The organism is Glutamicibacter sp. TV12E (assembly GCF_052441935.1).
Classification (GTDB): domain Bacteria; phylum Actinomycetota; class Actinomycetes; order Actinomycetales; family Micrococcaceae; genus Glutamicibacter.
The window spans coordinates 1,726,988-1,741,063 of the sequence record NZ_JBQVVF010000001.1; the positions used below are offsets into that span (position 1 = coordinate 1,726,988).

Genomic DNA, 14,076 nt, shown 5'->3' on the forward strand with positions numbered 1-14,076 from the left:
TGATTGGGCAGAATCAATCGCGAGGATGATTCTACTTGTCGGTGGTGGACACTAGACTGGCAATCGCCCTTCAATCATCGCGCCCTTAATCCGGAGTGGCGCGGTGCCGGAGAGCCTGATGCCAGCGAGGATTTTTCCACATGCTTCTCAAGCTCATCTTGAAACATTCCAAGCCCTATACGGGCTGGATTATTGCCGTTATCATTTTGCAGCTGGCCACCACCATGGCCACTCTCTACCTTCCAAGCCTGAACGCCAAGATCATTGACGTGGGCGTCGTGACAGCCGATGTCGATTACATCTGGCGCACCGGCGGACTGATGCTCATTGTCGCCCTGATCCAGGTGGCCACAGCGGTGGCCGCCGTGTATTTCGGGGCCAAGACCGCCATGAGCGTGGGCCGCGACATCCGCCAGTCGGTCTTCGAGAAGGTCTCCACCTTCTCTGCCCAGGACGTGAACAAGTTCGGTGCCGCCACCTTGATCACCCGCGGCACCAACGACGTGCAGCAAATCCAGATGCTCACGCTGATGGCGCTGAACTTCATGATCAACGCGCCCATCATGTCCATCGGCGGCGTGGTCATGGCCATCCGTGAGGATCCGGGGCTGTCATGGCTCGTCTGGGTCTCCGTGCCTCTGGTCTTGATTGTCGTGGGCCTGCTGGTCATCAAGCTGATGCCGCTGTTCCGGGATATGCAGACCCGCATCGACGGGATCAACGGCGTGCTGCGCGAGCAGATCACCGGCATCCGCGTGGTCCGCGCTTTTGTGCGCGAGCACCACGAGGCCGAGCGCTATGACGATGCCAACCAGAAGCTGACCGACCTGGGTGTCAAGGTCGGCAACCTGTTCGTGCTGATGTTCCCTGCGATCACCATGATCCTGCACCTGTCCACCGCGGCAGTGCTATGGTTCGGCGGACACCGCGTGGATAACGGCGATGTGGAAGTCGGTGCCCTGACCGCCTTCCTGCAGTACATGCTGCAGATCCTGATGGCCGTCATGATGGGCACCTTCATGGCCATGATGATTCCACGTGCCATGGTCTCTGCCGACCGCATCTCAGAGGTCCTTGACAGCCAACCGTCGATGCAGGATGCGGCAGACCGCGAGGTCCTGCTTCCAGAACCGGGCACCGTTGAATTCAAGAACGTGACCTTCGGCTACCCGGGAGCTGAAGCTCCTGTGCTCTCCGATATTTCCTTCACCGCCAAGCCGGGACAGACCACTGCCATCATCGGTTCCACAGGTGCCGGAAAAACGACGCTGTTGAATCTGATCCCGAGGCTCTACGACGCGACGGAAGGCGAGATCCTCATTGGCGGCGTACCGCTGAAGGAATTGGGCCGGGAGGCCATCTCGCGCAATATCTCCGCAGTGCCACAGCGCCCCTACCTGTTCTCCGGAACCATTGCCAGCAACCTGCGCTTTGGTGCGCAGGATGCCAGCGATGAAGAATTGTGGGAAGCACTGGAGATCGCGCAGTCAACCGACTTTGTCACCGAACGCGAAGGCCAGCTTGAATCCACCATCTCGCAGGGCGGCACCAACGTCTCGGGCGGACAGCGCCAGCGGCTGTGCATCGCTCGCGCCTTGGCAGCCAAGCCGATGACCTATTTATTTGATGATTCCTTCTCGGCCTTGGACGTGAATACCGACGCCAAGCTGCGTGCGGCGTTGGCCGAGCCGACCAAGGACGCAGCGGTCATCATCGTGGCCCAGCGCGTCTCCACAATTACCGAGGCGGACCAGATCCTGGTTCTGGACCACGGTGAAATCGTGGCCCGCGGAACCCATGAAGAACTCTTGGAATCCTCGGAAACCTACCAAGAAATTGTGACGTCCCAGCTGAGCGTGGAGGAGGTGGCCTAAGTGGCGAAGAAACAGAAGAACGCGGAACCAGAGCAGCTTGATAGCGAGCTCGCTGCAATTGACGAATTTGAAGTCGCCGCCGGTGCCGATGACTGGAGCGGTGGTGCGCCAGCGCGCAAGGCCGAGCACTTCTGGCCATCGGCCAAGCGCCTTGTCGGCCTGATGTCCCCCTACAAGTGGGGCATGGTCCTGGTCTTTGCGCTGATCACCGTATACGTGGTGCTATCGGTGATCGCACCTCGTGTTCTGGGCAAGGCCATGGACGTGATCTTTGCCGGCTTGATCGGCAAGAACATCCAGGCCGGGACTCCAGCCGACGTGGTCATCGCGCAATTGCGCGACTCGGGCCAGGGAACCCAGGCTGACATGCTGTCCAAGGTCGATTTCGTGCCCGGCCAGGGCATCGACTTCACCCAGCTCTCGCAGCTCATCCTGATTGTGCTCTCGATGTACTTCGTGGCCTCGCTTTTCTCCTGGGCTTCGGGCTGGTTGTTGAACAAGCTGGTCATGCGCGTGGTCTACAACCTGCGCAAGGACGTCGAGGACAAGCTCAACCGCCTGCCGCTGAACTACTTCGATACCCGCCAGCGCGGTGACGTGCTCTCGCGCGTGACCAACGACGTGGACAATATCCAAAATGCGCTGCAGCAGGCCTTGAGCCAGCTGGTGCAGTCGATCATGACGGTCATCGGCATTGTCATCATGATGTTCGTGGTGTCCTGGCAGATGGCCTTGATTGCCCTGGTCGCCTTGCCGCTTTCCGGTATTGCCGCGGGTGTTATCGGCTCCAGGGCGCAGAAGCTGTTCACCGCGCAGTGGAAGAACACCGGTGCGCTCAACGGCCAGATCGAGGAGTCCTTCTCCGGCCATGAGCTGATGAAGGTCTTCGGGCGCGAAGAGGACATGGTGGACCGCTTCACCGCGCGTAACGAAGAACTGTACAAAGCCAGCTTCGGTGCCCAGTTCGTTTCCGGCATGATCATGCCAGTGATGAACTTCGTTTCCTACCTCTCCTACGTCGGCATCGCCGTCGTGGGCGGCCTGCGCGTAGCTTCGGGCGCGATGAGCCTTGGCGATGCCACGGCCTTCATCCAGTACTCGCGTGAGTTCACCCAGCCATTGGGGCAGATTGCGGGTGTGGCGAATATGCTGCAGTCCGGTGTGGCCTCGGCAGAGCGGACCTTTGAGCTGCTGGACGCCGAAGAGCAGGATCCGGAAGATGCCCAGGCAAGCCTGCCTGAGCGGACCGATGGCCATGTGTCTTTCCAGAACGTGTCCTTCTCCTATACCCCGGACAAGCCGCTGATCGAGAACCTCTCCTTCGACGCGGATCCAGGTCATACGGTGGCAATCGTCGGCCCCACCGGTGCCGGCAAGACCACCTTGGTGAATCTGGTGATGCGCTTCTACGAGCTGAACTCCGGGAAGATCATGCTGGATAACCATGACATCACCCAGCTCTCGCGCGCTGATCTTCGTTCCAAGGCGGGCATGGTGCTCCAAGATGCGTGGCTGTTTGGCGGCACCATCATGGAGAACATCCGCTACGGGCGATTGGATGCCACCGATGAGGAAGTCATCGAGGCCGCCAAGGCGACCTTCGTGGACCGCTTCGTGCGTGCATTGCCTGATGGCTACGACACCATCATCGACGAAGAAGGCACCAACGTTTCGGCCGGCGAGAAGCAGCTGATCACGATCGCCCGTGCCTTCGTGGCCAACCCTTCCCTGCTGATCCTCGATGAGGCCACCAGCTCGGTGGATACGCGTACCGAACTGCTGGTGCAGCAGGCGATGGCCGCGCTGCGCAGCGACCGCACCAGCTTCGTGATTGCCCACCGACTCTCGACGATTCGCGATGCCGACACCATTCTGGTGATGGAAGCGGGCAAGATCGTCGAGCAGGGCAACCATGAGCACCTGTTGAAGACCCAGGGCGCGTACTACCGCTTGTACCAGTCGCAGTTTGCTGGTCCAGCCGAGGACGTGGATGCGAATCCGGATACCGCTGCCGTTCCGGCTGTGGCCGCCGGTGCTCCTGTGGCTTCCGATTTGGCACCGGAGGCCAAGGAGGAAACCGAGTAGTCTCTTCCTGCGAAGGTCCCGGTTTCTGGCAGTTCAATCTTGCCGGAACCCGGGGCCTTTGCCGTGCGAGGCCAGTGTTTTAAGAAGCCGCCAAAGTGCGCCATCAGGTCACCAATAGCGCATCTTTCCGCGGATGATGATGCAATGTGATCATGATGCTTAGACAGTTGGAATATCTGGTGGCGCTGGCCAATGAAGGGCACTTTGCCCGGGCAGCCGAGGAATGCGCGGTCTCCCAGCCAGCTTTGTCCGAAGGCATCCGAAAACTTGAAAAGGAACTGGGCGCGCCGCTGGTCAGGCGCGGCCATGCCTTCCAGAGCTTGACCGTTGAAGGGCAGACCGTGCTCAAATGGGCGCGAAAACTCCTGAAAGACCACGAATCGCTGAAGCAGGAAATTGCCCATTACCAGCATGGGCTCAATGGAACCCTGCGCATCGGCACCGTTCCTGCCGCCTCTTCCACCGTCGCAACGCTCACCGACAAATTCGCCCGGGCCCATCCGGAAGTGGGCATCAATATCCAGGCAAGTCTCCGGTCGGAGGAGATTGTCCGCCAGATCAGGAACTATGAGCTCGACGCGGGACTGATCTATGCAGAGCCGCAGGACGTGGCCGGAGTGCTGGTGTATCCGCTCTATGCCGAAGAGCATGTGCTGCTCACGGCGACCGGTGTGCTAGCCAAGGCAGGGGCGGTTTCATGGAGCTCGGCCTTGGATCTGCCATTATGCCTTCTCGACTCGTCCCTTCGAGGACGCCAAGTGCTGGACCAGACCCTGAGCCAGCATGGCATGGAAGTATCGCCGCGAATCGAATGCGACTCGATAGTCACGCTGCTCGCACACGTGTCAACGGGAAATTGGGCCAGCATTGTCCCGCGCCAGTGGTTGCCTCCGCTGGGCACGCTTCCAGGAATCGAGCTGACCCGGCTGGATAATCCGCAGGTCACCTCGCAGATCTCTTTGGTGATGGAAGATGACAACCCATTAACTTTGATGACGCGAGCACTCCAAAAGATTATTTTTGAGATTTTTCCGTCGACTAATGACGGTTCCAATAGTCTTCATAACTGATACTTATCGGATCATCGGATCTGATTGTTGGATTTGATCAATGCAATTCCCTGAACCTAGAAGCGGGCCCGGAGTCACCAACGACTCGGACCATGTGATGGGAGGCGGAAGATACCAATGGAACGAGGCAGCGCTTCGGAGGACAGGGAATGGCGGCAACCGGTCAAGCGCCCCGGTGATCCTGGGCTGCGTGGATGATGGGCAGATCTTCCTCGCTCCGCACAACCATTCGAAATTCCACGCCGAAACGCGGCTCGCTTATTGACTGGCAGCTCTTTGCCATTGCGCACAGCCCGGAGATCCGGCCGGCAATTCGCGTTGGCCTTGGCCTGGGGATCCCCGGGAGTGTGCTGCTGGCAACGGGCAGAACAGACCTCCTTGCCTACGCGGTCTTCGGGTCCATCATCGGAATGTATGGCCGGGCCCCGCATCGGCTGCAGCGCTTGAAGAACCAAGCACTCGGGGCGGCATTGATGCTCTGCGCAGGAATTTGCGGAATCGCTGTGGCTCCCTTGGGCTGGCAGGGATGGCCGTTGCTTGCAGGGGGAGTGTTCTGGGCGGTCTTCAGTTCGGTGATTGCCGATCGATACGGGATCAAGCCCGGCGGCGCCTTCTTTCCCCTGTTCGCTTTCGGCGCGTTGGGAACCCTGCCGGTGGGGGAACTGCCTGCGTTTGAAGGGCTGGCCACATTTGTGGCCACTGCCTTGTTCAGCATCCTGCTCGGGCAGACCGTTCGAGATGAAGGCGTGGAGACAACTGGGGCAGATGCCGAGCCGGTCCATTGGCCCGGCATCCTGCGCAGGGCTCTAACCTATCTGCTGGTCATCTTCCTTGCCGGGACGGTTGGAATTCTCCTGCAGGTGGAACACCTTCAATGGACCATGGCCGGCGCGGCAGTTCCACTGGCTCTAGGCACTGCGCGTGGCCGGCTGCGGCGTGGACTTCATCGTATTGCAGGAACGCTCGCCGGCATCGGCGTGTTGTTGGGAATCGGCCTCCTGTCACCGAGCGAACTGGTGATCGGATGCTGGATCATCCTGCTGATGTTCCCCACCGAGGCCTACATGGCACGAAACTACGGTCTTGCGCTCAGTTTCTTCACACCGCTGATCATCTTGATGCTGCAATTGGCCAATCCGCAGATTGGATCCCAGATGGTGTGGGACTGCGCCATGGGAAATCTTCTTGGAGTTGTTGTCGGCATTGTGGCAGCCGCCGCGATTGAATTCCGACCTGCGTGCCCAGGAACCGGCATGGACAGCACACTGGGAAAGGGCAGCAGCATGAACCTCAGTGAAAAATAAGACAAAGGACTTCTATTTAATAGCCGGAGGTCTACCGCATTCCAGCCAACAGGACATAAGCTGGCCTTGAACTCGCATTTTTTCATCGAGGAAAGGAAAAAGAAGCATGACTGATACATCCGTGCCAACTGTGGGCGCAAAACTTTCTGCAGAATTCTTGGGCACCTTCGTGCTGGTCTTCGGTGGCTGTGGTTCGGCCATCTTCGCGGCAAAGGTCATCGCCGAAGAATCCATCAACATGGGGATCGGGTTCGTTGGTGTCTCACTGGCTTTCGGTCTGACCGTGCTGGTGATGGCCTACGCTGTCGGCCATATCTCCGGCGGACACTTCAACCCGGCAGTCACCTTGGGAACCGCCTTCGCCGGACGTACTCCTTGGAAGGATGTCGGACCTTACATCGTCACCCAGGTGGTAGCCGCTTCTGTCGCCGGCGCGGTGCTGTTCTGGATAGCTTCGGGCAAGGACGGCTTCAACGCGGTGGAGTCGGGATTTGCATCCAATGGCTACGGAGATCGTTCCCCCGACGGCTATTCGCTCGTCGCGGCATTGGTTGCAGAAATTGTGTTGACCGCGATCTTCCTCTTTGTGATTCTGGGTTCCACCGATGCGCGCGCGCCTAAGGGCTTCGCCCCGATTGCCATTGGCCTGTCACTGACCCTGATCCACCTGGTGTCGATCCCAATCACCAATACTTCGGTTAACCCGGCGCGTTCGCTGGGTGTTGCCTGGTTTGCCGGCGGCGAAGCATTGGGCCAGGTCTGGCTGTTCATCGTTGCGCCGATCATCGGTGCCGCGATTGCTGGCGTGAGCTATAAGGTATTGTTCCCGGCATTTGTCGACAAGGGCCGCGAAGGCTTCGACCGCAACTAGGACCTGGACATCGCAATTTCTGATTGATGTCTCTTGGGGCCCGGAGGCGACTGCTGATGCAGTCATCGCCTCCGGGCACTTTTGCGCACGGAGTCGGTAGGTAACAGATTTTCGTCTGGTCGCTCACGGTTGAGGCAATTCCATAGGCAAGGCCATTAGGCTTGTACCATGCAACAATGGCCAGAGCACCCAGTCCGCTACATGGCTGTACGGCCTAAGCAACGCGTCTTCAATGCCGGCAAGTTCAGCAAGGGCGATGTGTGGACGATGGTGGCCTATCTGTTCTTCTTCATCGGGGGAGCGGCGGGGCTGATTTCGCTTATCCCGGGCTACATGACAGCGTTCGAAACCCAGGAGCAAGCGCTCTTCGGCATCAACCTCATCTTGTACGTCGGCTTCTTCATTCTCGCGATGGTCCAGTGCGGTCCGCAGTTCTTCGATTCCTTCAAGACCATGCGCTACCACTCGTGGGCGAAGTGGCTGATGCTGCCCGGAGGCTGGCTGTTGACCATCATGGCCAACGCGCTCATCGCAGGGCTCACCGGCCAAGTGGTGACCAGCGAGAACCAGGCCGCCTTGGAAGGCATGGCCACGACCGTGCCGCTGCCCGTGATGCTGGTCGTCACGGCGCTGTTTGGCCCATTTGTCGAGGAGTACTTTTTCCGGCATCTGCTCATTGGCAAGCTCTCACGTAAAATCAATGTCTGGCTTTGCCTGCTGATCTCCACCGTCCTCTTCGCCGGAATCCACTTCGTCGGCGCGGGTGTAGGGTCGTGGCTGGAAGTCGTCCCCTACTTCATGCTCGGCATCACGATGGGCTTGGCCTACATTCTCAGCGGCAAATCGATGGCCTATTCCTACATGCTGCACGTGCTGAACAACACCGTGGCCCTGCTGGTTGTCTACCTGCTCTACCCGCTGCTCCCTGCAGGAATCTAAGCAGTGCCGTTCGCAGGACATGAACCACGCACCCCGGCCTACCGCGGCATGCTGCTGGCGCTCTTTGCCAGTGGTGTTGCCACCTTCTCCCAGCTCTACGCAGTTCAGGGGCTGCTGCCAGTCATTTCCAATGATTTCCAGATCAGCTCATCCCAAGTTGCGCTAGCCGTCTCATCGGCAACCTTGGGGCTGGCCCTGGCAGTGACTCCATGGGCCATCATTTCGGACCGGATTGGCCGGCGGAAGGTCATCTGCGCGGCCTTGATAGCCTCGGTGCTGCTTGGATTGCTCAGTACCCAGTCGCCGAATTTCGAAACCCTCGTTGTTATCCGCTTCTTCGAAGGCCTTGCCTTGGCCGGGGTGCCCGGCTCCGCTTTGGCGTTCCTCGTCGATGAAATCAGCCCCAGAGCGGTTGCGGTAGCCAGCGGGACCTACATCTCGGGAACCACCCTCGGCGGCCTGGCCGGACGCCTGGTGGCCAGCTTCATTGGAGAACCCGCCGGCTGGCGTTGGGGCATCGCTGCGGTGAGCATCATGGCCGGGCTGGCCACGCTGTTCTTCCTGATCAAGGCGCCGACGGCTCAAGGCTTCGCTCCGATCCGAGGGCAAAGCCTCAGGGGGATCGCTGAGAAGTTTGGCCAAGCGCTACGCGGGAAAATGAGCCTGGTCTATGCCCAAGGGTTCTTGCTGATGGGAGGCTTCGTTGCCGTTTACAACTATCTGGCGTTCCGGCTGGAAGCGCCTCCCTACCTCATCCCGTCGTCCCTTGCGGCTCTGGTGTTCTTGGCGTATCTATCTGGCACCTACACATCGGTGGCCAGCGGCAAAGTGGTGGCCAGAATCGGCCGTCGCAACACGCTTCGCCTGAGCATTCTCACCAGCGCCGTCGGACTGACTTTGACCCTTGCCGGGAACCTGGTGGCCATCGTTGCTGGACTGCTGGTCTTTACGGCAGGCTTCTTCGCAGCACATGCGGTGGCCAGCGGCTGGGTTCCAGTCTTGGCCTCCGGCGCCCGCGCTCAGGCATCCAGCCTTTACAACCTGTTCTACTACGTTGGTTCTTCGGTGCTGGGGTGGCTTATTGGACTTCCGTTCATGCACTTTGGCTGGGGCAGCGTGGTGCTCTCGGTGATCGCACTACAGGCGGTGGCCATGATCATGGCTTCGTTCCTCTCCCAACGGGACCCGTCGTTAGGCGAGGCCTAGATATTCCTTCCCACTAGGTCAGATGATCAAATTCGCCCGATACCCAGCGGGCGTAGCGGTCGGCGGAAAACTGCACGATACGCTGTGCATCAGATCGAACGCAGGATGCGAAGTTGCTGTAGAGCCGGTCAAACTCCAGTACTTCCAAGCCCTTGGCCATTCGGCGCACCACGGCGGCGGAGAGCGGGATGCGATTCGGATAACTGCGCAGAAATGTCACGTTTCCATCGGCCACCGGGAAGATCGCGTCCCCTGCCAGGAGCACTCCGCGCCCATCTGCTCCAGCCTCCCAGCAAGCTACGGTGCTCCCCGGGAAATGTCCGCCCAATTGCTTCAGCGTAATACCAGGCAGAACTTCAAAAGCATCTGTCCACAGCTTGATCGCTGGAGACGAATATTGGACCCAGCGCGCATCAAAGTGCGCCACGTAGATGGGGGCATCACCAAAAGTCTGGCTGTACTGCTGCTGCACGCCATACATATGCGGATGGCTGGCAACAATCCCGGCCAGTCCGCCTCGGGACTGTAGCCAAGCAATGATTTGATCGGTAATCAGCCCGGGAACGTCAAAGAGCAGATTCCCGCCGGTGGTCTGAACCAGCAGGGCGCTTTGGCCAATGCCAATTTCTGGAGAAGCGATGGCAGTCAAGCCCGGTTCAAGTTCTGTCAGTGTCAGCTCGTGTCCGTCAGCTACCAGGTCTTCGGTCCGTACCCAGCGTTGCGTGCCTCCGGGAATGTATTGGCGCTCGTCGGCGCAGATCGGGCACAGCCCTTCAGGCTGTGCGCCCGGAGGAAACTCCACGGCGCATCCTGCGCACTGCCACTGATCGAGGCGCTCTTGGCTCATGGGCTCTGCTGCTCCTTCTGGCCACATCCCCGCGACCCCTGGTTGCTTTCAAGCTAATGCGTTTCTACTCTATCCGGTAGACGGCAACTGCCTGAGGCATCTCGCACAGCGATATTAAATGGTGAAAGAACCCGGTCGTTCGTAGAGTGGGAAGGGTGAGTTCCTCAACCCCCATTGAATCCCCGAAGAGTATCCCGCGGCAGATCCTGGCCCTCGCTGTTCCCGCCCTCGGCGCGCTGATCGCCGAGCCGTTGTTCTTGATGGCTGATTCGGCCATCGTGGGGCACTTGGGAGTGGACGAATTGGCCGGTGCCGCCTTGGGAACCACGGTCTTGCAGACCGCAGTGGGGCTGATGATCTTCCTTGCCTATGCCACCACCCCGGCGGTCGCCCGGGCGATCGGCGCAGGCCGGCCGGGACAGGCCATGGCCGCAGGACGCGATGGCATGTGGTTCGCTCTCGCCCTTGGCGTGGTGCTCTCGCTGCTGGGATATCTTGCAGCCCGTCCTTTTGTGCAGGCCATGGGTTCTGAAGGGGCCACGACAGATTTTGCGGTGGACTATATCCACTACTCCCTGCCTGGCCTGACCGCGATGCTGCTGGTGCTTGCCGCTACCGGTGTCCTGCGCGGAATGCAGGATACCAAGACTCCGCTGGTGGTTGCCACCGCAGGCTTCGGACTGAATATTGTGCTGAACTTCGTCCTGGTCTACGGGGCGCAGATGTCCGTGGCCGGTGCCGCCCTGGGCACTTCGATTGCCCAATGGCTGATGGCTGCGGTCTACCTGTGGATGCTGTTGCCGCGAATCCGCCAACAGGGGATCTCGCTGGCGCCAAGCTGGGCGGGGTTCATTTCCACCGGGCAAGTCGGGTCCTGGCTGATGCTGCGCAACCTGACCATGCGCGCGGCGTTGCTTTTAACTGTTTTTGTCGCCACAAGCTCCGGCACCCAGACCCTGGCCGCGCACCAGCTGGTCTTCACGATCTTCAGCTTCCTGGCCTTCGCGCTGGACGCGCTGGCCATTGCGGCCCAGGCGATGATTGGCCAGGAACTGGGCCGCGGGGATGTTGAGCGCGTTCGCAAGCTCACCGGCATCATGAGCCGCTGGGGGATCTACTTTGGCGTAGCCACTGGGCTGCTGCTGTTCGCCACCTCATGGATCTTCCCGATGATGTTCACCCCAGATGAACAGATCCGCCAGCTGACCACGGTAGGACTGTGGGTGCTGGCCCTGTCCCAGCCCTTGTGCGGACTGGTGTTCGTGCTCGACGGTGTGCTGATCGGCGCCGGGGATGCCCGCTACCTGGGGTTAGTCGGCGTGGTGAACCTGGCGGTCTACGCGCCGATGCTCTGGGCAGTTTTGGCTCTCACCCATGATCCGCACGCGGCCATCTGGTGGATTTGGGTAGCCTTTGCGCTGGGATTCATGGCATCTCGTGGCATCACGCTGTGGGTGCGGGCCCGCGGAACCGCGTGGATGCGGCTAGGCCACTAGCCAGGAGGCTGCCAGCTGGTTGCCCGGACCGCCACTCTTTTATTCCCAGCCCGTCCACTGGAAGTCTGGGGGACGTGCCGGGAACTGGGCTGCCAGCACCTCGCCACCATCATGGCGGCATTGCATGAGCTGAATCGGGCAACACGCCCTGCCGATGAAAGGAGCGCCCTGCAGGGCGGCGCTGCGGCCGTCCTGGGAGCCGCGAACAAGTGCTGCGCCGCCAACTGCCGCTACATCGACCCGCCGGTATGAGCCGGTCCGGGGAAGAATCTGGCTAATCCGTAGAGGAGCTCCGGATTCCACCATGACCAGTCATGCCCGCCGCTGAGCGACTCGAAGTCCACCTGGCCTGCCGGTGGAAATTCGCGCAGGTGCTCCATGAGGCGCAGGCACCCCTCATGGATATCCGTTTCATAACAGCCAGCTTGGATCAGCACGGTGCTGTGTTCCGGCAGCGCCGCGATGCTCTTGGTGAGGTCGGTGTGCCAGAGGGAAGGCGACTGGGCGAGCGCGCAACCCACCAGATGCGGGTAGTGGCAGAGCATCATCAGGGCTGCAAGACCACCAAAGGAAGCACCATTAATTAGCACGTCGTCGCGGCGCAGGGAGATCCGGTAGCGGCTTCGCGCCCACGGCAGGAACTGCTCCGCAATGGACCTGGTGGTTCCCCCGAGCACGGGAAGTTCCTCGCCCCGGATCTGGACGGTGGTGCTGTCGATGAATAGCACATGCAGCGGGGCAAGCTCTCCGGACGCAATGGCGGCATCCAGCGATTGAGCGGCCGCAAGGAACCGGGCGTAGGTGGCACCGTCGTGCACAATGGCCAGTGGCGTCGGCCCGTCCGCCTGGGCCGGCACGTACATCCACAGATTCCGGGGGCGATGGCAATTTTCATCATAAAGCTCGTGATGATGCAGTCGAGGGTGCTTGGTTCCAGGTGCTTGTCCCGGCTCTCCCCAGCCGCCGACCGCAGGACCGGGGCGATGCCGGTCCGGGGTCGCAGCGGCCAGCGAGCCGGGAATCCGGCTGGCAGGGGCGTAGGCCAAGGACACCGGGGCGCCATTCATGCTTGCCCCCACGAACTGGTTGAATTCATCGATTCCGCCAGCGTCGGCGGCCAGCCGGATGGGCCGGCGTTCGGTTTCGGTGCGCCATGAGGGCAGGCCCGCGCCGCGGTGCGTCGTGATGCGGTAGCCAGCACGCCAATCGGCGGGAACCTGCAAGGTGACAGCCCACAAGCCATTCGCGATTTCCTCGAATTCGCTGGCATCGAGATCACGGTGGTCCACCAGCGCATTGGCCGACAAGATCGCGGCGGTCAGCGGTGCTGGCTGCCCGTGATCGGCCAGCAGGAAATGGGCGTACACCAGGGCTGGATCTTCCGTTGCTTCAAAGACCGGGGTGCGCATCTCGCCATTGCGCAAGGCGTGCTTCCAGGCGCGTAGTTCTCCAGCTGACCGGGTGGCACGCAGGTAGCCATAACAGCGCAGGGACCCCGGCGCGGTGCCGGGCCTAGTGTGCATGTTCTTCATGGCCGGGGCGTTCGTAGGCCATCTCGTCGGCGACGCGGTCATGGTCCGAATCATGGGCGTAGGACACCTCATCGAGGGTCCGGTGCCAATAGCCGATGATGAGGCGGTTCGCTTTGGGGATTGCGGCCTGCGCGGCCCAGGACCGGGCAAATCGGACTACCTCGGATTCGGCCGACACCCACAGGTGGATCTGCTGCGGGTGTGCGACGGGGTAGCTTTCCATGGCATTGATCAGATGGCGGGTACTGCCTGCCGGGGCGCCGGCGCGCGAAAGCCAGGTGATGCGCATTCCTGCCGGCGCACGCAGCTCGTGGATCTCCTGGGCATCGGCCACCTCGATGAACACCTCGCCTTCCTGGTTCTCGGGCATCTGCTCAAGGGTGTCGCTGATGGCTGGCAGCGCCGTTTCATCGCCGAACATCAGCGCTGTGCCCCCGGGCTTGAGCACTCGTCCGCCGCCGCCAAAAGCGCCGAGCCTGCTTCCCGCACTGATCCTCTCCACCCATGCGCTGGCCAGTCCTTCGTCGCCGTGGCGGACAAAGTCGATGGCCATCCGCGAGGTTTCGGCATCAAGCCAGCGAACCGTGTAGGTCCTCACCCGCGAGCGCTGGTCTCCGGCAAAGGCCCACCGCCCGGTGCTGGCGTCGCGCTGGGGAAAATCCAGCTCTTGCCCGGGGCGGGGGAAATAGATCTTGATATTGGGGACGGCGGGCCCATCGGCGGCGTAGGAGCGAACGCCTTCCCCCTGGAAGATGACGCGGCGCATCCGCGGGGTGTAGTCGAGAATCTCCTCGACGATCAAGGTATGGGCACTCATGGAGAGGGCTCCTTCGGGTTGGTGGCTAGTGCGGG

11 protein-coding genes are annotated in these 14,076 nt (G+C 60.8%); 8 read left to right on the plus strand and 3 right to left on the minus strand.

Features of this window, described 5'->3' with window-relative positions:
• Positions 1 to 140 precede the first annotated feature (140 nt).
• The 7 genes from ACT7DV_RS08110 (at position 141) to ACT7DV_RS08140 (ending at position 9,349) form a co-directional block, all read left to right on the plus strand.
• Positions 141 to 1,874, plus strand: a complete 1,734-nt coding sequence (locus tag ACT7DV_RS08110) for an ABC transporter ATP-binding protein (protein ID WP_444661715.1) — start codon at positions 141 to 143, stop codon at positions 1,872 to 1,874.
• Positions 1,875 to 3,959, plus strand: coding sequence for an ABC transporter ATP-binding protein (locus ACT7DV_RS08115; RefSeq protein ID WP_444661716.1), 2,085 nt, complete (start codon positions 1,875 to 1,877; stop codon positions 3,957 to 3,959).
• Positions 3,960 to 4,111: 152 nt separating this feature from the next.
• Complete coding sequence (locus ACT7DV_RS08120; RefSeq protein WP_444661717.1) at positions 4,112 to 5,029, plus strand: LysR family transcriptional regulator; 918 nt, start codon at positions 4,112 to 4,114, stop codon at positions 5,027 to 5,029.
• A 194-nt stretch (positions 5,030 to 5,223) separates the two neighbouring features.
• The gene (locus ACT7DV_RS08125) at positions 5,224 to 6,333 is read left to right on the plus strand and encodes an FUSC family protein (RefSeq protein ID WP_444661718.1); all 1,110 of its coding nucleotides are present in this window, start codon (positions 5,224 to 5,226) and stop codon (positions 6,331 to 6,333) included.
• Positions 6,334 to 6,439: 106 nt separating this feature from the next.
• Positions 6,440 to 7,204 carry an aquaporin Z gene (gene aqpZ / locus ACT7DV_RS08130; protein ID WP_444661719.1) on the plus strand — a complete coding sequence of 255 codons (765 nt, stop codon included), beginning with the start codon at positions 6,440 to 6,442 and terminating at the stop codon, positions 7,202 to 7,204.
• 168 nt (positions 7,205 to 7,372) lie between these two features.
• Positions 7,373 to 8,143: a lysostaphin resistance A-like protein gene (locus ACT7DV_RS08135; protein WP_444661720.1), complete on the plus strand. Its 771-nt coding sequence runs from the start codon at positions 7,373 to 7,375 to the stop codon at positions 8,141 to 8,143.
• 3 nt (positions 8,144 to 8,146) lie between these two features.
• Positions 8,147 to 9,349 carry an MFS transporter gene (locus tag ACT7DV_RS08140; protein WP_444661721.1) on the plus strand — a complete coding sequence of 401 codons (1,203 nt, stop codon included), beginning with the start codon at positions 8,147 to 8,149 and terminating at the stop codon, positions 9,347 to 9,349.
• A 13-nt stretch (positions 9,350 to 9,362) separates the two neighbouring features.
• Here the strand turns inward: ACT7DV_RS08140 and ACT7DV_RS08145 are convergent, their stop codons facing one another.
• Positions 9,363 to 10,196, minus strand: a complete 834-nt coding sequence (locus ACT7DV_RS08145; RefSeq protein WP_444661722.1) for a hydrolase — start codon at positions 10,194 to 10,196, stop codon at positions 9,363 to 9,365.
• A gap of 146 nt (positions 10,197 to 10,342) precedes the next feature.
• Between ACT7DV_RS08145 and ACT7DV_RS08150 the strand changes: the two genes are divergently transcribed.
• On the plus strand, positions 10,343 to 11,692 hold the full coding sequence (locus ACT7DV_RS08150) for an MATE family efflux transporter (protein ID WP_444661723.1): 1,350 nt from the start codon (positions 10,343 to 10,345) through the stop codon (positions 11,690 to 11,692).
• A gap of 230 nt (positions 11,693 to 11,922) precedes the next feature.
• On the opposite strand, the gene ACT7DV_RS08155 is transcribed toward ACT7DV_RS08150, so the two are convergent.
• Both ACT7DV_RS08155 and ACT7DV_RS08160 read right to left on the minus strand, forming a co-directional pair.
• Positions 11,923 to 13,224: an alpha/beta hydrolase-fold protein gene (locus ACT7DV_RS08155; RefSeq protein WP_444661724.1), complete on the minus strand. Its 1,302-nt coding sequence runs from the start codon at positions 13,222 to 13,224 to the stop codon at positions 11,923 to 11,925.
• Positions 13,205 to 14,041 carry a siderophore-interacting protein gene (locus tag ACT7DV_RS08160; protein WP_444661725.1) on the minus strand — a complete coding sequence of 279 codons (837 nt, stop codon included), beginning with the start codon at positions 14,039 to 14,041 and terminating at the stop codon, positions 13,205 to 13,207. The genes ACT7DV_RS08155 and ACT7DV_RS08160 overlap by 20 nt, the downstream gene beginning before the upstream one ends.
• Positions 14,042 to 14,076 lie beyond the last annotated feature (35 nt).